This window comes from Bacillus sp. AF23 (genome assembly GCF_020861455.1).
In the GTDB taxonomy this organism is placed as follows: domain Bacteria; phylum Bacillota; class Bacilli; order Bacillales; family Bacillaceae; genus Bacillus; species Bacillus halotolerans.
The window spans coordinates 90,379-109,333 of sequence record NZ_JAJHVY010000011.1; the positions used below are offsets into that span (position 1 = coordinate 90,379).

Here is an 18,955-nt window from a genome sequence, read left to right on the forward strand (position 1 = left end):
CATTATAGAGAAAGTAGGTTAAAGATTATGTTGAACGGCCAAAAAGAATACCGCGTGGAAAAAGATTTCCTTGGAGAAAAACAAATTGAAGCAGATGTCTATTACGGCATCCAAACGCTGCGTGCTTCAGAAAACTTTCCGATTACGGGATATAAAATCCATGAAGAAATGATTAACGCGCTGGCGATTGTAAAAAAAGCTGCCGCTCTTGCAAACATGGATGTAAAACGGCTGTATGAAGGAATTGGCCAAGCTATCGTACAAGCCGCTGACGAAATTCTGGAAGGCAAGTGGCACGACCAGTTTATCGTCGATCCGATTCAAGGCGGCGCTGGTACATCCATGAACATGAATGCGAACGAGGTCATCGGAAACCGCGCGCTCGAAATCATGGGTCATAAAAAGGGAGAATACATCCACTTAAGCCCTAACACACACGTTAATATGTCACAGTCAACAAACGATGTATTTCCGACAGCCATTCATATTTCTACACTGAATCTGCTGGAAAAACTGCTTAAGACGATGGAAGACATGCATGGTGTGTTTAAACAAAAAGCGCAGGAATTTGATTCTGTCATTAAAATGGGACGGACTCACCTTCAAGACGCTGTTCCGATTCGTCTCGGCCAGGAATTTGAAGCATACAGCCGTGTTCTTGAGCGTGATATTAAACGCATTAAACAATCCCGGCAGCACCTGTATGAAGTCAACATGGGCGCTACTGCTGTCGGCACTGGACTGAACGCCGATCCGGAATATATCAAACAAGTCGTTAAACACCTTGCTGATATTAGCGGACTGCCTCTTGTCGGCGCTGACCATCTTGTCGATGCAACGCAAAATACAGATGCTTACACAGAAGTTTCTGCATCATTAAAAGTCTGCATGATGAACATGTCGAAGATCGCAAACGACCTTCGTTTAATGGCATCGGGACCGCGCGCCGGACTTGCGGAGATCTCTCTGCCTGCCCGCCAGCCGGGATCTTCCATCATGCCGGGTAAAGTCAATCCGGTTATGGCGGAGCTCATTAACCAAATTGCGTTCCAGGTGATTGGAAACGATAATACCATCTGCCTAGCTTCAGAAGCAGGTCAGCTTGAGTTAAACGTTATGGAGCCAGTGCTCGTCTTTAATCTGCTGCAATCAATCAGCATTATGAACAATGGTTTCCGTTCCTTCACTGACTATTGCTTAAAAGGCATCGAAGCTAATGAAAAACGCTTGAAACAATACGTAGAAAAAAGCGCTGGCGTTATTACCGCTGTGAATCCGCATCTTGGCTATGAAGCGGCTGCCCGAATCGCCAGGGAAGCGATTATGACAGGCCAGTCCGTACGTGATCTTTGCCTTCAGCATGATGTGCTGACAGAAGAAGAACTGAATATCATTTTAAATCCATACGAGATGACAAAGCCAGGGATTGCTGGAAAAGAGCTATTAGAAAAATAAAATTTAAACAAAATGCAGCTTATTCACTCCTGAATAGCCGGTGAATAAGCTGTTTACAAGCATAGGGATGAGGAAGTATAGTATACGTGTTGCACTATTTATTGAAAGCGTTTTAGCTTTTTCATTAAGGGGGACTTCTTTTGAAGGATGTAAGATTGCCAACACTATTTGAAATTATTATCGTACTAGGAGTATTTTTGGCACTTGTCATGTCGTTTACAGTCTTTTTGGACTTGCCGATACAGCTTGCGCTTTTTATTTCCTGGTTTATTGCAATGATTCTCGGAATCAGACTCGGTCATTCTTATAAAGATTTGCAGAATGCGATTCTTAGCGGAATATCAAACGGTCTCGAAGCCGTTCTGATTCTCGTTTCAGTCGGAGCGCTCATCGGAACATGGATCACCGGAGGCGTGGTGCCGACTTTGATTTATTATGGATTAGAATTTATTCACCCTAGTATCTTTTTACTCGCAACGTTAATTATTTGTTCTATTATGTCTGTGGCAACGGGAACGTCATGGGGAACAGTTGGAACAGCCGGCATCGCCATGATCGCAATTGGTGAAGGCCTCGGAATCCCGCTTCCTCTTGTAGCGGGAGCCATTCTTTCCGGAGCTTATTTCGGGGACAAGCTGTCTCCTCTGTCTGACAGTACAGTCCTGGCTTCTTCATTATCAAAAGTGGATGTATTGGACCACGTCAGAGCGATGCTTTATTTATCAATACCAGCATATGTGATTACGGCTATTCTCTTTACAGCTGTTGGATTTATGTACGGCGGGAAAAATATTGACCTCGACAAAGTTGAATTTTTGAAATCTTCATTGCAGAATACATTTGACATTCATATTTGGATGCTGATCCCGGCTGTAATCGTTATCGTCTTATTAGCGATGAAAAAGCCGTCTATGCCGGTTATCGTAATTGGTGCATTGCTTGGCGCTGTCTGGGCTGCTGTTTTCCAAGGCATGAATTTCGCGGATGCGATTGCAACAGCCTACAACGGGTTCTCTATTAAAACAGATGTTGAATTTTTAAACGGCCTCTTAAACCGCGGAGGCATCGTAGGCATGCTCGGGTCTCTCGTCGTGATTATCTTTGGTCTCGGTTTTGGCGGGTTGCTTGAGAAGCTAGGTGTGTTAAAAGTCATTGTTTCATTGTTTGAAAAGAAATTGACATCAGCGGGCAATGTGACATTATCTACGCTGATTGTAGCATTTTTGGCGAACATCTTCGGGTGTGCCATGTATGTATCTCTTATTTTGACACCGAAGATTATGGAAGACAGCTATGACCGTTTGCATCTGGACAGAAGAGTTCTCTCCCGTAATTCAGAGGTCGGAGGAACATTGACTTCAGGTATGGTTCCTTGGTCTGATAACGGCATTTACATGGCCGGAATTTTAGGAGTTTCTACCTTCTCTTATCTGCCGTTTATGTGGCTCAGTTTTGTCGCAATAGGTCTTGCCATTATCTATGGTTATACAGGAAAATGTATATGGTATACGAAAAACGATACAGCTCAAGCTGAAAAACTAGGCTAAGGGGAGGATCACTGAATGATAGCGAAACACATGATTCGGACACTGATGATAGAAACGCCTTCGGTTCCCGGAAATCTCGGAAGAGTGGCTACAGCAATCGGCCTTCTGGGCGGAGACATTGGTGATGTGGAGACGGTAAAAGTCGGACCCAATTACACGATGCGCAATATTACTGTACAAGTGGAAAATGAAGAACAGCTTCAGGAAGTGATCATGGCTGTTCAGGCTCTTGGCGAAGGGATCAGGCTTCACACGGTATCTGATGAAGTCCTGTCTGCCCATGAAGGCGGAAAAATCCAAATGAAAAGCAAAATGCCAATCCGTTCGCTGGCAGAGCTCGGGCGTGTCTATACCCCAGGTGTAGCAGACGTCTGCAGACTGATCGAGAAAGAACCTCAGAAGGCTGATATCTATACAACAATCAGCAACTCGGTCGCAATTGTAACCGATGGAACAGCGATTCTCGGCCTTGGTAACATCGGCTCTGTGGCGGGAATGCCTGTTATGGAAGGAAAGGCAGCGCTGTTTGATCAGCTGGCAGGGATCAGCGGTATCCCGATTTTGCTGGATACAAGTGATCCTGAAGAAATCATCAATACGGTAAAACATATTTCACCAGGATTTAACGGCATCCTGCTTGAGGATATCGGGTCACCGCATTGCTTCGAAATTGAAGATCGCCTAAAAGAGGAGCTCAATATCCCTGTCATGCACGATGATCAGCATGGGACAGCTGTCGTCACGCTGGCAGCTGCCATTTCGGCATGTAAAAGCGCGGGCGTTGACTTGAAAGAAGCAAAAGTGGGGCAGATCGGCCTCGGCGCAGCGGGCGTAGCCATCTGCCGGATGTTTATGGCTTACGGCGTCAAAGCTGTATGCGGTACAGATAAATCAGAGGCGGCGATGAGTCGTCTTGAGCAATATGGCGGACAGACAGCTGCCAGCATCGAAGAGTTAATGGAAACATGTGATATTGTCATTGCCACCACAGGAGTTCCTGGTTTAATTAAACCTGAATTCGTACGATCTGGTCAGGTCATATTGGCTTTATCCAATCCGAAGCCGGAAATTGAGCCTGAGGCTGCTTTGCAGGCCGGCGCAGCGTATGCGGCTGACGGGCGGTCTGTGAATAATGTGCTTGGCTTCCCGGGTATATTCAGAGGAGCACTGAATGCCAAAAGCAAGGAGATCAATCACGATATGCTTGTGGCGGCAGCAGAGGCCATTGCAGCCTGCACAAAGCCAGGCGATGTGGTTCCGCAGCCGCTGGATTCAAAGGTCCATCACGAAGTGACAGCTGCGGTTGAACGCGCAGCTCTTACAGCGGTCAAACATTAAAATGAAAACAGCGCCTGGGACGACAGGTGCTGTTTTTTATTGACAGGTTCAAAACATTTTAATAACAAGTTCCATTTGCTATAATGAACCAAAATGAAACAGGGAGTGATCAGCATGGCAAAAAGCCGAGCGAAAAGAAAACGGGAGCATCTGCTTAGAAACAGCGGACGGGACGCCTTATTATCAAGAGGCAGTTCTCCATCCTTCAGCACCCATGAAAGAATGACAAAAAGCAAAAAAGACATATTGAATAAAAGAAAGCATAAACACAAAAATCCTTATGATCATAATGCATTTGATGATAGGGATTTTTTTATGCCCGAAACAGCCGCCTAGCAATCTCTATCGTTTCTTTTTGAAAAAGAGCATGTTTTTTCGTTTCTTTCATACAATCTATTAAATCAAATCAATAGAGCGGGCGGGAGGAAACGATATGCGGAAAATTTCTTATAAGGACATGTTTCTCGGGCATGTAAAGGATCATCTCTCTCTTTATATATTTGTGTCTGTCCTGTTTTTCATGGGTGTGATTTTTGGCGCTATTATTGTCAACAGCATGACGATCAGCCAGAAAGAAGATTTATATTATTATTTAAGCCAATTTTTCGGACAGCTATCAGACGGAAAACAGGCCAGCTCATCCGATATGTTTTGGCAAAGCATTTTTCATAATGTAAAGTATTTAGGGCTGATGTGGATTTTAGGCATTTCTGTGATTGGTATGCCGATCATTTTTATTATGATCTTTCTAAAAGGAATTGTCGTCGGATTTACTGTGGGATTTCTCGTCAACCAGATGGGAATCAGCGGTTTTTTCTTATCCTTTGTCTCGGTTTTGCCGCAAAATGTGCTGCTTATTCCGGCTTACCTCATTATGGGCACGTGTGCGATTGCATTTTCTTTAAAGCTGATCAGACAGCTGTTCGTCAAACGAAGTCTGCATGATGCGCCGATCCAGTGGTTCGGGAGGTATGCTGTTGTTCTCCTGATCATTTTATTTTTAGCGCTGATCTCGTCTCTCTTTGAAGCATACATGTCGCCTGTTTTGATGGAAAAGCTGACATTGCGACTTTTTTAAAAACATTATTAAAAGAAAATCATTTTATTTATCAGTTTATAATAATTATAGTTGGAACTCCACGCTTATTTTGTTATAATGAGTCATGGAATGCGGCGTAGGAGGGAAAGACATGGAAAACCGTATTGATCGAATTAAGAAACAGCTGCACTCATCCAGCTACAAACTTACGCCTCAGCGTGAAGCGACAGTAAGAGTGCTGCTTGAAAACGAAGAAGACCATTTAAGCGCAGAAGATGTATACCTCCTCGTAAAAGAGAAATCTCCTGAGATCGGTCTCGCAACAGTATACCGTACGCTTGAATTACTAACTGAATTAAAAGTCGTTGATAAAATTAACTTTGGAGACGGCGTGTCCCGTTACGATCTTCGTAAGGAGGGGGCAGCTCACTTTCATCACCACTTGGTGTGCATGGAGTGCGGAGCCGTTGATGAAATTGAAGAAGATTTGCTTGAAGACGTAGAAGAAGTCATTGAACGTGATTGGAAATTTAAGATCAAAGATCATAGATTGACGTTTCACGGCATTTGCCACCGCTGTAACGGAAAAGAAACTGAATAGACGATGCCGGGCTCGAACCTTTTCTCTTGGGGAAAGGGTTTTTTGCTGTTTCGACGTATAAATCCTTTCTGATTTGGCATATGGTTTAAATAACTGGAACCATAGAGAAAGGATCGATTGGGACATGGGAAGATTCCTGAAAACGGCTGTTGATACATTGAAGGTTTTTATTCTGTTCACAGGTTTTACCGCTCTCTTCTATTATGCTATGATATGGGTAAATCAAGAGTATGAAAACTATCATCGGTACGATAAACCGGAAGGCTCTGCCGTAAAAGTTGTTGAAATGGATGCGGAAGAAAAAGGCGGATGGTTTGACCGGTTAATCTTTTTTTACCAAAATGGGGAGTAGATCTAGAGTGAAAGATCAAATAAAGGATTTCATCCACTACGTCATGGTAGAGAGAGGGCTTTCTCAAAATACGGTGGTCTCCTATGAGCGTGACTTGAAAAGCTATTCTCTTTATTTAACAGAAACCCTTCATATCAACAATTGGAACGATGTGACCCGTATACATATTATCCAATATTTGAAGCACTTGAAGGACTCGGGGAAATCCGGAAAGACATCAGCGCGGCATTTGGCATCGATTCGCTCTTTTCATCAATTTCTGCTTAGAGAAAAGGTGACGGACAAAGACCCTTCCGTACATATCGAAACACAAAAAACAGAACGGACGCTTCCAAAGGTGCTGGCGCTGAACGAGGTTGAGCGGCTGTTGGACACGCCTAAGCTTACGAGTCCTTTTGGCTATCGGGATAAAGCGATGCTGGAGCTGCTCTATGCCACAGGTATCCGAGTCAGTGAAATGATTGAATTGAAAACGACAGATGTCCATTTGTCAATGGGGTTTGTCCGCTGTTTCGGAAAAGGGAGGAAAGAGCGGATTGTGCCGATCGGTGAAACCGCTGCTTCTGCTATTGAAGAATATATGATGAAAGCCAGGGGGAAACTGCTGAAGAACAAAGTGTCTGACGCACTCTTTTTAAATCATCACGGAAAGCAGATCAGCCGCCAGGGGTTTTGGAAAAATCTGAAGAAAATCGCGCTCGAAGCCGGAATCAAAAAAGAGCTCACCCCGCATACACTCAGGCATTCCTTTGCAACGCATCTGCTTGAAAACGGAGCTGATTTAAGAGCGGTGCAGGAAATGCTCGGCCATGCGGATATATCTACGACGCAAATCTATACGCATGTGACGAAAACAAGGCTGAAGGATGTGTACAAGCAGTACCATCCGCGTGCCTAGCCGCAGCAGGCTGCGGCTTTTTTCTTTAGGACAGACAGAAAATAATGAAGTTTCTCATTATTTTCAAATGCATTGTCAACGGGAATGAAAACGGTTTATACTTGAGTTGTCAGACCTCTAGGCGATACAATAGACGTATAGAAAAAAAGGAGGCTTTTATGATGCCTGCATACAAATATAATCGCGTGTTTTTAATCGTAATGGATTCAGTCGGAATTGGCGAAGCGCCTGATGCCGCCGACTTTAATGACGTAGGCGCCAATACGCTCGGGCATATTGCTGAGCACATGAACGGATTACATATGCCGAATATGGCAAAACTCGGCCTTGGCCTTATTGGTGATATCAAGGGCGTTGAAAAAACAGAACAGCCGCTCGCGTACTTTGGAAAAATGCAAGAAGCGTCAAACGGCAAAGATACAATGACAGGCCATTGGGAGATCATGGGCTTATACATTGATAAACCGTTTAAAGTGTTCCCTGAAGGCTTTCCTGATGAACTGCTTAAGGAGCTTGAGAAAAGATCGGGCCGCAAAATTATCGGAAACAAGCCGGCTTCTGGCACAGCTATTTTGGATGAACTCGGCAAAGAGCATATGGAGACAGGCGCTTTAATTGTGTACACTTCAGCTGACTCTGTTCTGCAAATTGCCGCTCACGAAGAAGTTGTTCCGCTTGAAGAACTGTACCGCATTTGTGAAACGGCGAGAGAGCTGACGCTTGATCCGAAATATATGGTAGGCCGTATTATCGCACGGCCGTTCGTCGGCGAACCGGGACATTTCAAACGGACGCCAAACCGCCACGACTATGCGCTTAAGCCGTTTGACCGCACTGTGATGAATGAATTGAAAGACAGCGGCTTAGATGTCATTTCAATCGGAAAAATTTCTGATATTTATGATGGAGAAGGAATTACGTCTTCCCGCAGAACGGTATCCAATATGGACGGAATGGACAAGGTGGTTGACACGCTCGGAGAAGACTTTACGGGTCTGAGCTTTGCAAACCTTGTTGATTTTGACGCCTTATACGGCCATCGCCGTGATCCGGAAGGCTACGGACGCGCGCTTGAAGAATTTGATGCTCGTCTTCCGGAAGTATTCGAACAAATGAAAGAAGATGATCTGTTAATCATTACAGCCGATCACGGCAATGATCCGATTCATCACGGAACAGACCATACACGTGAGTATGTGCCGATTCTTGCATACAGCAAAAAACATGAGAAAGCGCAAATGCTGCCGCTCGCAGATACATTTGCCGATATCGGCGCAACCATCGCCGATAACTTCCAAACAAAAAAACCGAAATACGGTAAAAGCTTTTTATCTTTATTACAATAGGGGGACTGTTTCTTGAAAGACAGAATCGAACGCGCAGCCGCTTTTATTCAACAAAACTTGCCTGAATCACCAAAGATCGGCCTTATTTTAGGCTCAGGTCTTGGTATTTTGGCTGATGAAATCGAAAATCCTGTTAAGCTGAAATATGAGGATATCCCGGAATTCCCGGTATCAACGGTTGAGGGACACGCCGGACAGCTTGTGCTTGGCACACTTGAGGGAGTTACCGTCATCGCCATGCAGGGCCGCTTTCATTTCTATGAAGGCTATTCAATGGAAAAAGTCACTTTTCCTGTTCGCGTCATGAAAGCGCTCGGAGTCGAGGCTTTGATCGTGACAAATGCGGCAGGGGGCGTAAACACTGAATTCCGTGCGGGAGACTTAATGATCATTACAGATCACATTAACTTTATGGGGACAAACCCATTAATCGGGCCAAACGAAGCAGATTTCGGCGCCAGATTTCCTGATATGTCTTCAGCCTATGATGAAGATCTTTCCAGCCTGGCTGAAAAAATGGCAAAAGACCTTAACATTCCAATTCAAAAAGGTGTGTATACTGCTGTGACAGGTCCTTCCTATGAAACACCGGCGGAAGTGCGCTTTTTAAGAACAATGGGTTCTGATGCAGTCGGCATGTCTACCGTACCGGAAGTGATTGTGGCAAACCATGCGGGTCTCCGCGTACTCGGCATTTCCTGCATTTCAAACGCAGCAGCCGGAATTTTGGATCAGCCTTTATCTCACGATGAAGTCATGGAAGTGACAGAAAAGGTGAAAGCCGGATTCTTGCAGCTTGTGAAAGCGGTAGTTGCTAAGTACGAATAAATATGGGATTCAGAAAAAATAAGAAGACAGCTGTTTCTAATCGAAACAGCTGTCTTTTTTATGTCGAAAAAGTCCCGAAACATTTTCCAACAGTGGTGTATAAAACCATTCAGCTTGGAAAAAATAAAAAGGATTATGAAATGGAGGGCTTTTGAGATGAAACGTCTTTTATCCACTTTGTTGATTGGTATGATGCTGCTTACATTTGCACCGTCCGCATTTGCAAAACAAGACGGAAAACATACATCGGAGCTTGCTCATGAAGCCAAGTCTGCGGTGCTGATTGAACGTGATACTGGAAAAGTGCTTTACAACAAGAACAGCCGTGAGAGACTGGCGCCTGCAAGCATGACAAAAATCATGACGATGCTTTTAATCATGGAAGCCTTAGATGAAGGAAAAATCAAGATGAGTGATAAGGTCCGTACGAGTGAACATGCTGCTTCAATGGGCGGATCACAGATTTTCCTTGAGCCGGGGGAGGAAATGACAGTTACAGAAATGCTGAAGGGCATTGCGATTGCATCAGGAAATGACGCGTCCGTAGCGATGGCTGAATTTATTTCAGGCTCCGAGGATGAATTTGTGAAAAAAATGAACAAAAAAGCGAAAGAGCTGGGATTAAAAGATACATCCTTTAAAAACCCGACCGGCTTGACCGAGGAAGGGCATTACAGCTCGGCTTATGACATGGCAATTATGGCTAAGGAATTATTGAAATATGAATCAATCACCAAGTTTACAGGTACGTATGAGGATTATTTACGTGAAAACACAGATAAAAAGTTTTGGTTAGTGAATACAAATAGGCTTATCAAATTTTATCCCGGTGTAGACGGCGTCAAAACAGGCTATACAGGAGAAGCGAAATACTGCCTGACCGCTTCGGCTAAAAAAGGGAACATGCGGGCGATTGCTGTTGTGTTCGGGGCAAGCACACCTAAGGAAAGAAATGCGCAAGTCACAAAGATGCTTGATTATGCTTTCAGCCAATATGAGACACATCCTTTGTACAAACGAAATGAAACGGTAGCAAAAGCAAAGGTCAAAAAAGGCAAACAAAAAGTGATAGAACTCACCACTTCTGAGCCGATTTCTGTATTGACGAAAAAAGGCGAGGATATGAAACATGTGAAAAAAGAAATTAAAATGAACAACAATGTAAGCGCTCCGGTTCAAAAGGGCCAAGAGCTTGGCACGCTTGTGTTGAAAAAGGACGGAAAAGTGCTTGCTGAAAGTCCTGTCGTCGCTAAAAATGATATGGAAAAAGCCGGATACTTAACGTTTTTAAAGAGGGCAATGGGAGATTGGACAAAATTTAAGTAATTATGCCGAATGATCACTAGTTTTGTCACGGTGAAGGAATTCATTCCTGCGAAATCGAAACACTCATTATCCGATCATATCAAGGAGGAATGAGCATGAGCCTTGGAATTGACATGCATGTCAAAGAATCAGTGCTTTGTATTCGATTAACAGGCGAACTCGATCACCATACGGCTGAAACGCTGAAACAAAAAGTAACGGAATCATTGGAGAAGGATGATATTCGTCATATCGTGCTGAATCTGGAGGACCTTTCCTTTATGGACAGCTCGGGGCTTGGCGTTATTTTAGGCAGATACAAACAAATTAAGCAAATTGGCGGGGAAATGGTCGTTTGCGCCATCTCTCCGGCAGTGAAACGGCTGTTTGATATGTCTGGCCTGTTTAAAATTATTCGTTTTGAACAATCTGAGCAGCAGGCACTGCTCACGCTGGGGGTGGCATCATGAAAAATGAAATGCACCTTGAATTTTCCGCTCTCAGCCAAAATGAATCGTTTGCGCGTGTGACGGTTGCTTCATTTATTGCACAGCTTGACCCGACCATGGATGAACTCACCGAGATCAAAACCGTGGTGTCAGAAGCGGTGACGAATGCCATCATCCATGGTTATGAAGAAAATGGCGACGGAAAAGTATATATTTCGGTGACGCTGGAAGATCATGTCGTATATATGACCATCCGTGATGAAGGGCTCGGCATTACAGATCTGGAAGAAGCCCGACAGCCTTTATTCACAACAAAGCCTGAGCTGGAGCGTTCTGGAATGGGCTTTACCATTATGGAAAATTTCATGGATGATGTCAGTATCGATTCATCACCCGAAATGGGGACGACGATTCGCTTAACAAAGCACTTATCAAAAAGCAAAGCGCTTTGTAATTAAGGAGATTTGTTATGGATGTGGAGGTTAAGAAAAACGGTAAGAACGCTCAGCTGAAGGACCATGAAGTAAAAGAATTAATCAAACAGAGCCAAGATGGCGACCAGCAGGCAAGAGACCTCCTCATAGAAAAAAACATGCGTCTTGTTTGGTCTGTCGTACAGCGGTTTTTAAACAGAGGATATGAGCCTGATGACCTCTTTCAGATTGGCTGCATCGGGCTGTTAAAATCTGTTGATAAATTTGATTTAACCTATGATGTGCGCTTCTCGACATATGCAGTGCCGATGATTATCGGCGAAATCCAGCGTTTTATCCGTGATGACGGAACTGTCAAGGTGTCAAGATCATTAAAAGAGCTTGGCAACAAAATCCGCCGAGCGAAAGATGAACTTTCAAAAACATTGGGCAGGGTGCCGACCGTACAGGAAATCGCCGAACATTTGGAGATTGAAGCTGAAGATGTCGTGCTAGCCCAAGAGGCAGTAAGAGCTCCGTCTTCGATTCATGAGACAGTTTATGAAAATGACGGAGATCCGATTACCCTGCTTGACCAAATCGCCGATAACTCAGAAGAGAAATGGTTTGATAAAATTGCGCTGAAAGAAGCCATAAGCGATTTAGAAGAAAGGGAAAAATTAATCGTCTATCTTCGGTATTATAAAGACCAGACGCAGTCAGAAGTTGCTGAGCGGCTGGGGATATCTCAGGTGCAGGTATCCAGACTTGAAAAGAAAATATTAAAACAGATCAAGGTTCAAATGGATCATACGGAAAGCTAGTCTGTCACTGCAGGCTGGCTTTTTGTTTTGCAAAAGCGTGGTAATTTATGGTCTTTTCAAGCGGATGAATGAGAACAAAATCGAACCACATACTACATATATAACCACCGAAAGATGGTGATCAATGATGGAACGACGACTATTTATCAGGCTTCGCCACCGCGTTTTGGCACATCCGGGGGATATCATAACGGTCGGGGATGCCGCGCAAATAGAAGGGCAGCATCAGCTGAAAAAGAAACTGTCGGCTATGCCGCTGTATCAGGTGAGCGAAAAAGATAAAAATATCGTAATTCTGGATATCATAAAAGTGCTCAAAGCCATTTATCAGCAGGATCCCACACTTGATGTTCAAACTGTGGGCGGAGCTGAAACCATTGTTGAAATTCAGTATCAGAAACGGCACATATCAACCGTTCTTTTTGTTGGTGTCTGGCTGCTGCTGTTTATCGGATCGTGCCTCGCCATCATGAATTTCCATGAGGATGTCAGCATGGGAGATGTTCATATTGCGCTATATGAAATCATAACCGGAGAGCGGAATGACTATCCATATTTACTTCAAATCCCTTACAGCATCGGTTTGGGACTGGGGATGATCGTGTTTTTTAACCACATTTTTAAAAAGCGCCTTAATGAAGAGCCCAGCCCGCTGGAGGTTGAAATGTTTAACTATCAGCTTGATCTCGATCAATATGTGGCCATGCATGAAAATGAAGAAACAATAAAGGACCTGCATGATCGTTAGTGTATTGTTCATCATTTTTGTCGGGCTCGGCGGAGGCATCACAGTCGGGGCAGGTTTCGTGGCTTTTTTAACCGTGATGGGAATCATTCCGCGTCTGATGCAGCTCACCAAAACGATGAGATTTGTTCAAGCTTATGAAGCGGCTGTTATTCTCGGTGCGGTTTGCGGGGGCTGGGAAACACTGCATATGCACCATCTCTTTTTATCAAAGTGGATTGCCGTGCCGGTCGGGCTGTTGGCCGGAGTATTTGTCGGGATGCTTGCAGCCGCGCTGACAGAAGTGTTAAATGTCCTGCCGATCTTGGCTAAACGAATCGGCCTCAGAAGTAAAATCATTATTCTATTAATGGCCATTGTCATTGGAAAAATCGCGGGGTCTTTATTTCATTGGCTGTATTTTATTCATCATTCATAAGGAGGTTTTAATATGACAAACATAAAAGAAAACTACAAATCAAAAGTAAAAACATATCAGCCAAAGCCGCCTTACGTATGGAACTGTGTAAAAGCCTTTCTTGTAGGCGGTTTGATCTGCATGATCGGGCAAGGTCTGCAGAATTTTTATATCCATTTTTTTGATTTTAACGAAAAAACAGCAGGAAACCCTACGGCGGCAACGCTGATCCTATTGTCAGCGTTGCTCACCGGATTCGGCATTTACGACAGAATCGGTCAGTTTGCAGGCGCAGGATCAGCTGTACCTGTCACCGGCTTTGCCAACAGTATGGCAAGCGCGGCTCTTGAGTATAAAAGCGAAGGTTTAGTATTGGGAGTAGCGACAAACATGTTTAAACTGGCGGGAAACGTCATCGTATTCGGTGTTGTGGCTGCTTACATCGTCGGAATGATTCGGTTTGCTTTTGAGAAACTGATGTCATAGGAGGAGAAAGAAATGAAATTAACAGGAAAGCAAACCTGGGTGTTTGAGCATCCCTTATTTGTCAATGCAGCGGGAACAGCAGTAGGGCCTAAGGAAAAAGACGGTCCGCTCGGGTCTTTATATGATAAAACCTATGACGACATGCACTGTAATCAAAAAAGCTGGGAAATGGCTGAAAGGCAGCTAATGGAGGATGCCATCAATACCGTGCTGCAAAAAAACAATTTGAAAAAAGATGATATTGATCTTTTGCTTGCAGGCGATTTATTGAATCAAAATGTCACAGCCAACTATGTGGCAAGGCATCTGAAAATCCCGTTTCTTTGCATGTTTGGCGCATGCTCAACATCAATGGAAACAGTTGCTGTTGCATCTGCCCTAGTCGACGGCGGATTTGCAAATCGGGCGATTGCTGCTACAAGCAGTCACAATGCCACAGCCGAAAGACAGTTCCGCTATCCGACGGAATACGGCGGGCAAAAACCGGATACTGCGACATCTACTGTAACTGGGAGCGGTGCGGTTGTTATCAGTCAGACACCGAGTGATATTCAAATTACAAGTGCAACTATAGGGAAGGTGGCTGACTTAGGAATTACCGACCCGTTTGATATGGGCTCAGCCATGGCTCCTGCTGCTGCTGATACCATTAAACAGCACTTTCAAGACATGAACCGCACAGCGGACGACTACGATCTGATCCTGACGGGAGACCTTTCCGGCGTCGGATCTCCTATTGTCAAAGATATCTTGAAAGAAGAGGGATATCCGGTCGGCACAAAACATGATGATTGCGGGCTTCTGATTTACACTCCGGATCAGCAGGTGTTTGCCGGAGGAAGCGGCTGCGCTTGTTCCGCGGTTGTAACCTACTCACATATTTTTAAGCAGCTGAAAGAAGGAAAATTAAACCGTGTTTTCGTAGTAGCAACCGGGGCGCTGTTAAGCCCGACCATGATCCAGCAAAAACAAACCATTCCGACCATCGCACACGGGGTTGTATTTGAACGTGCAGGAGGTGCATCTTAAGTGGACTATCTTTTGGCTTTTGTTTGCGGAGGCGCCATTTGTATTGTCGGGCAGCTGCTGCTGGACATATTTAAATTGACGCCTGCCCACGTCATGACATCCTTTGTCGTCATCGGGGCGATTTTAGACGGTTTTGGCATTTACGATAAATTTATTGAGTTTGCTGGAGGAGGCGCCACGGTTCCGATTGTCAGCTTTGGCCACAGCCTTCTGCACGGTGCCATGCATCAGGCGCATATACACGGATTTATCGGAATCGGTATGGGGATATTCGAGCTGACATCTGCCGGTATCTCAGCCGCCATTCTATTCGCCTTTATCGTCGCTGTTATTTTTAAACCGAAAGGATAATGCCGAGATGACGACAAAACGCAAGGTCATACTGGTAACAGACGGAGATGTGTATGCTGCTAAAACAATTGAATACGCCGCAAGAAGAGTTGGAGGGAGATGTATTTCTCAATCAAAAGGCAATCCCTCCACCCGCAGCGGCGCCGAGCTTGTCAGGCTGATTACATCAGCACCGTATGACCCTGTATTTGTCATGTTTGACGACTCCGGCCTTCAAGGAGAGGGACCGGGAGAAACCGCTCTGACCTATGTGGCCACTCATCCGGCAATTGAAGTGCTCGGTGTGATTGCGGTAGCGTCGAAAACCCATCAGGCTGAATGGACCAAGGTTGACGTAAGCATTGACCGCAATGGAGAGATAACAGAATACGGCGTGGATAAAATCGGAGAGAGGGAATTCGATGAACACAGAATGAACGGGGATACGGTCTATTGCCTTGATAAACTAGATCTGCCGCTTATCGTTGGTATCGGGGATATCGGTAAAATGGGCAGGAAAGACGATATATCGAAAGGGTCGCCAATCACCATGAAAGCGGTCGAGTTTATTTTAGAAAGGAGCGGGTATCATGCCGGACAAACAGGAAGAGAAAATCCGGGTTTATCGGAATCCAGACAAAAATGAAGCTTATTTTAAAAATCGCGTCGGAATGGGAATCAGCTATGATGTAGGTGTTCGCAAGCTTACCATTTTAGACAGAGAAGTCCAGCTGTACTATTTGAATGGATTATGTGACACTGCCTTTATCATTCACTTAATGAGAGAGCTAGTTGCCATTAACAACCGGACAGGAAAAGAGGACCCTGAAGAGCTGGTCGATATTGTTGAAAACAGGCTGCTGAACGCCCAGGTCGAAAAAGTAAAAACGCTGGATGAAACCACCGACCAGGTGCTGTCCGGGTTAGTCGCAGTTATTGTCGAAGGTGCAGGATTTGCTTTTATCATTGATGTCAGAAGCTATCCGGGAAGAAATCCGGAAGAACCGGATACGGAAAAGGTGGTCAGAGGCGCCAGAGACGGATTTGTTGAAAATATCGTCGTCAATACCGCACTTCTCAGAAGACGGATTAGGGACGAACGCCTTCGCGTCAAGATGACAAAGGTCGGCGAGCGTTCAAAAACGGATCTGAGCATTTGTTATATCGAAGACATTGCAGACCCGGATCTGGTTGACATCGTGGAAAAAGAAATTGCTGCCATTGATGTCGACGGATTAACAATGGCAGACAAAACAGTCGAAGAGTTTATTATCAAACAAAGCTACAACCCGTTTCCGCTCGTCCGTTATACAGAAAGGCCCGATGTGGCGGCCAATCACGTACTTGAAGGCCATGTCGTGATTATGGTTGATACATCGCCAAGTGTGATCATAACGCCGACAACCTTATTCCATCATGTTCAGCATGCTGAAGAATACAGACAGGCTCCTTCTGTGGGAACCTTTTTAAGATGGGTACGATTTTTCGGCATTCTTGCTTCTACTTTATTTCTCCCCATCTGGTTTCTCTTTGTTCTTCAACCGGAACTGCTGCCAGAGAATCTAAAATTTATCGGGTTAAATAAAGATATGCACATCCCGATCATTCTGCAGATTTTCTTAGCTGATTTAGGAATTGAGTTTCTCAGAATGGCGGCTATTCACACACCGACCGCTTTATCTACCGCAATGGGATTAATTGCCGCGGTTCTAATCGGGCAAATTGCCATTGATGTGGGGCTGTTCTCTCCTGAGGTCATACTGTATGTCTCGCTTGCCGCTATTGGAACCTTTACGACGCCAAGCTATGAATTAAGCCTGGCAAATAAAATGGCCCGTCTTACACTTATGATATTAGTAGCGCTCTTTCATGTAAAAGGGCTCGTTATAGGATTTACGGTGCTTATTATTGCCATGGCCAGCATAAAATCCCTTCAAACCCCATACTTATGGCCGCTCATTCCGTTTAACGGAAAGGCGCTATGGCAGGTGCTGATTCGCACGGCGAAACCTGGTGCGAAAGTAAGACCAAGCATTGTTCACCCAAGAAATCGCTTAAGACAGCCTACCAATTCATAATCGCATTGAAACTGACTGAAGAGTATGATAATGTATGTCTTAATTATGAAAGGACAGTCCATAAAACTGTCCTTTTCACCCATAAGCGGAGAAAGAGGGAATGACATTGTTCTTACACGGCACTAGCAGACAAAATCAACATGGGCATTTGGAAATCGGAGGTGTGGACGCTCTCTATTTAGCTGAAACATACGGCACGCCTCTTTACGTATATGATGTGGCTTTAATACGTGAGCGTGCTAAAAGCTTTAAGCAGGCATTTATAACTGCAGGGCTGACAGCGCAGGTCGCGTATGCGAGCAAGGCATTCTCTTCTGTTGCGATGATTCAGCTTGCCGAGGAAGAAGGGCTTTCCTTAGATGTCGTGTCTGGAGGAGAACTTTACACAGCTGTTGCAGCAGGATTTCCAGCGGAGCGCATTCACTTTCACGGAAATAACAAAAGCAGGGAAGAGCTGCGGATGGCGCTTGAACACCGTATCGGCTGCATTGTGGTTGATAATTTCTATGAAATCTCGATTCTTGAAGACCTGTGCAAAGAAACTGGGCACTCAATTGATGTTCTCCTGCGGATTACCCCCGGAGTAGAGGCGCATACACATGACTACATTACAACGGGACAGGAAGATTCAAAGTTTGGTTTTGACCTTCATAACGGACAAACTGAACAGGCGATTGAACAGGTTTTACAATCAGAACACATTCAGCTGCTGGGTGTTCATTGCCATATCGGTTCGCAAATTTTTGATACAGCCGGTTTCGTGCTAGCGGCAGAAAAAATCTTCAAAAAGCTTGACGAATGGAGAGAAGCTTACTCATTTGTTTCAAAGGTGCTGAACCTTGGAGGCGGTTTTGGCATTCGTTATACGGAAGAAGATGAACCGCTTCATGCCACTGAATATGTAGAAAAAATTATCGAAGCTGTAAAAACAAATGCAGCCCGCTATGGATTTGACATACCGGAAATTTGGATCGAACCGGGCCGCTCGCTTGTAGGAGACGCAGGCACAACACTTTATACAGTCGGCTCTCAAAAAGAAGTGCCGGGTGTCCGGCAGTATGTAGCTGTTGACGGAGGAATGAACGACAATATCCGTCCGGCTCTCTATCAGGCAAAATATGAAGCTGTTACAGCTAACCGTATCGGTGAAGTGCACGATAAAACGGTATCGATTGCCGGCAAGTGCTGTGAAAGCGGAGATATGCTCATTTGGGATATTGACCTGCCGGAAGTAAAAGAAGGAGATCTGCTTGCTGTTTTCTGTACAGGCGCTTATGGCTACAGCATGGCCAATAATTATAATAGAATTCCAAGACCTGCCGTTGTATTTGTAGAAAACGGAGAGGCTCATTTAGTCGTAAAAAGAGAAACGTACGAGGATATTGTAAAACTGGATCTGCCATTTAAAACGAGTGTGAAGCAATGAAAAAAGCGCCGGGAATGGGACTGACCCCATAAGATGAGACAAATAAAAAACACCTTCAAGTTTGAAAAC

At 44.7% G+C, this 18,955-nt stretch carries 22 protein-coding genes; all 22 read left to right on the top strand.

Going from position 1 to position 18,955, the window contains the following annotated elements; genetic code table 11:
• Positions 1-27: 27 nt before the first annotated feature.
• The 22 genes from aspA to lysA all read left to right on the top strand — a co-directional run bounded on the left by aspA (position 28) and on the right by lysA (position 18,886).
• Positions 28-1,455: an aspartate ammonia-lyase gene (gene aspA, locus LNN34_RS03450; RefSeq protein WP_229042738.1), complete on the top strand. Its 1,428-nt coding sequence runs from the start codon at positions 28-30 to the stop codon at positions 1,453-1,455.
• A 140-nt stretch (positions 1,456-1,595) separates the two neighbouring features.
• A complete protein-coding gene (gene mleN, locus LNN34_RS03455) occupies positions 1,596-3,002 on the top strand; it encodes a malate-H+/Na+-lactate antiporter MleN (protein WP_229042739.1) in 1,407 nt (468 codons plus the stop codon).
• Between the two features lie 15 nt (positions 3,003-3,017).
• Positions 3,018-4,340, top strand: coding sequence for an NAD-dependent malic enzyme (locus LNN34_RS03460; protein ID WP_059293661.1), 1,323 nt, complete (start codon positions 3,018-3,020; stop codon positions 4,338-4,340).
• Positions 4,341-4,454: 114 nt separating this feature from the next.
• Positions 4,455-4,676 carry a hypothetical protein gene (locus tag LNN34_RS03465; RefSeq protein ID WP_059336651.1) on the top strand — a complete coding sequence of 74 codons (222 nt, stop codon included), beginning with the start codon at positions 4,455-4,457 and terminating at the stop codon, positions 4,674-4,676.
• 97 nt (positions 4,677-4,773) lie between these two features.
• Positions 4,774-5,418: a stage II sporulation protein M gene (spoIIM, locus tag LNN34_RS03470; RefSeq protein WP_229042740.1), complete on the top strand. Its 645-nt coding sequence runs from the start codon at positions 4,774-4,776 to the stop codon at positions 5,416-5,418.
• Between the two features lie 112 nt (positions 5,419-5,530).
• Positions 5,531-5,980, top strand: a complete 450-nt coding sequence (fur, locus tag LNN34_RS03475) for a ferric iron uptake transcriptional regulator (RefSeq protein ID WP_024121932.1) — start codon at positions 5,531-5,533, stop codon at positions 5,978-5,980.
• Between the two features lie 124 nt (positions 5,981-6,104).
• On the top strand, positions 6,105-6,332 hold the full coding sequence (locus LNN34_RS03480; RefSeq protein WP_010334808.1) for a YqzK family protein: 228 nt from the start codon (positions 6,105-6,107) through the stop codon (positions 6,330-6,332).
• A gap of 7 nt (positions 6,333-6,339) precedes the next feature.
• Positions 6,340-7,230 carry a site-specific tyrosine recombinase XerD gene (gene xerD / locus LNN34_RS03485; protein WP_095713215.1) on the top strand — a complete coding sequence of 297 codons (891 nt, stop codon included), beginning with the start codon at positions 6,340-6,342 and terminating at the stop codon, positions 7,228-7,230.
• Between the two features lie 161 nt (positions 7,231-7,391).
• The gene (gene deoB, locus LNN34_RS03490; protein ID WP_105954908.1) at positions 7,392-8,576 is read left to right on the top strand and encodes a phosphopentomutase; all 1,185 of its coding nucleotides are present in this window, start codon (positions 7,392-7,394) and stop codon (positions 8,574-8,576) included.
• A gap of 12 nt (positions 8,577-8,588) precedes the next feature.
• Positions 8,589-9,404 (top strand): purine nucleoside phosphorylase I, inosine and guanosine-specific, encoded by an 816-nt coding sequence (locus tag LNN34_RS03495; protein WP_099043221.1) that lies wholly within the window; start codon positions 8,589-8,591, stop codon positions 9,402-9,404.
• 156 nt (positions 9,405-9,560) lie between these two features.
• Positions 9,561-10,730, top strand: coding sequence for a D-alanyl-D-alanine carboxypeptidase family protein (locus tag LNN34_RS03500; protein WP_099043220.1), 1,170 nt, complete (start codon positions 9,561-9,563; stop codon positions 10,728-10,730).
• A 95-nt stretch (positions 10,731-10,825) separates the two neighbouring features.
• Positions 10,826-11,179, top strand: coding sequence for an anti-sigma F factor antagonist (gene spoIIAA, locus LNN34_RS03505; RefSeq protein WP_010334804.1), 354 nt, complete (start codon positions 10,826-10,828; stop codon positions 11,177-11,179).
• Positions 11,176-11,616, top strand: a complete 441-nt coding sequence (gene spoIIAB, locus LNN34_RS03510) for an anti-sigma F factor (RefSeq protein WP_010334803.1) — start codon at positions 11,176-11,178, stop codon at positions 11,614-11,616. Before spoIIAA ends, spoIIAB begins: the two co-directional genes overlap by 4 nt.
• An 11-nt stretch (positions 11,617-11,627) precedes the next feature.
• Positions 11,628-12,395: an RNA polymerase sporulation sigma factor SigF gene (gene sigF / locus LNN34_RS03515; protein ID WP_024121925.1), complete on the top strand. Its 768-nt coding sequence runs from the start codon at positions 11,628-11,630 to the stop codon at positions 12,393-12,395.
• 127 nt (positions 12,396-12,522) lie between these two features.
• Positions 12,523-13,143 carry a stage V sporulation protein AA gene (locus tag LNN34_RS03520; RefSeq protein WP_059336691.1) on the top strand — a complete coding sequence of 207 codons (621 nt, stop codon included), beginning with the start codon at positions 12,523-12,525 and terminating at the stop codon, positions 13,141-13,143.
• Positions 13,133-13,558 (top strand): stage V sporulation protein SpoVAB, encoded by a 426-nt coding sequence (gene spoVAB, locus LNN34_RS03525; protein WP_024121923.1) that lies wholly within the window; start codon positions 13,133-13,135, stop codon positions 13,556-13,558. Before LNN34_RS03520 ends, spoVAB begins: the two co-directional genes overlap by 11 nt.
• Positions 13,559-13,570: 12 nt before the next feature.
• Positions 13,571-14,023 (top strand): stage V sporulation protein AC, encoded by a 453-nt coding sequence (gene spoVAC / locus LNN34_RS03530; RefSeq protein ID WP_024121922.1) that lies wholly within the window; start codon positions 13,571-13,573, stop codon positions 14,021-14,023.
• A gap of 12 nt (positions 14,024-14,035) precedes the next feature.
• Positions 14,036-15,052 carry a stage V sporulation protein AD gene (spoVAD, locus tag LNN34_RS03535; RefSeq protein ID WP_024121921.1) on the top strand — a complete coding sequence of 339 codons (1,017 nt, stop codon included), beginning with the start codon at positions 14,036-14,038 and terminating at the stop codon, positions 15,050-15,052.
• Positions 15,053-15,403 carry a stage V sporulation protein AE gene (gene spoVAE, locus LNN34_RS03540; RefSeq protein ID WP_003230467.1) on the top strand — a complete coding sequence of 117 codons (351 nt, stop codon included), beginning with the start codon at positions 15,053-15,055 and terminating at the stop codon, positions 15,401-15,403. It begins immediately after the preceding gene.
• Between the two features lie 7 nt (positions 15,404-15,410).
• Complete coding sequence (locus LNN34_RS03545; protein ID WP_229042741.1) at positions 15,411-16,028, top strand: stage V sporulation protein AE; 618 nt, start codon at positions 15,411-15,413, stop codon at positions 16,026-16,028.
• Positions 15,973-17,460, top strand: coding sequence for a spore germination protein SpoVAF (gene spoVAF / locus LNN34_RS03550; protein WP_059293666.1), 1,488 nt, complete (start codon positions 15,973-15,975; stop codon positions 17,458-17,460). The genes LNN34_RS03545 and spoVAF overlap by 56 nt, the downstream gene beginning before the upstream one ends.
• 106 nt (positions 17,461-17,566) lie before the next feature.
• Positions 17,567-18,886 (top strand): diaminopimelate decarboxylase, encoded by a 1,320-nt coding sequence (gene lysA / locus LNN34_RS03555; protein ID WP_229042743.1) that lies wholly within the window; start codon positions 17,567-17,569, stop codon positions 18,884-18,886.
• The last annotated feature ends 69 nt before the right edge of the window (positions 18,887-18,955 follow it).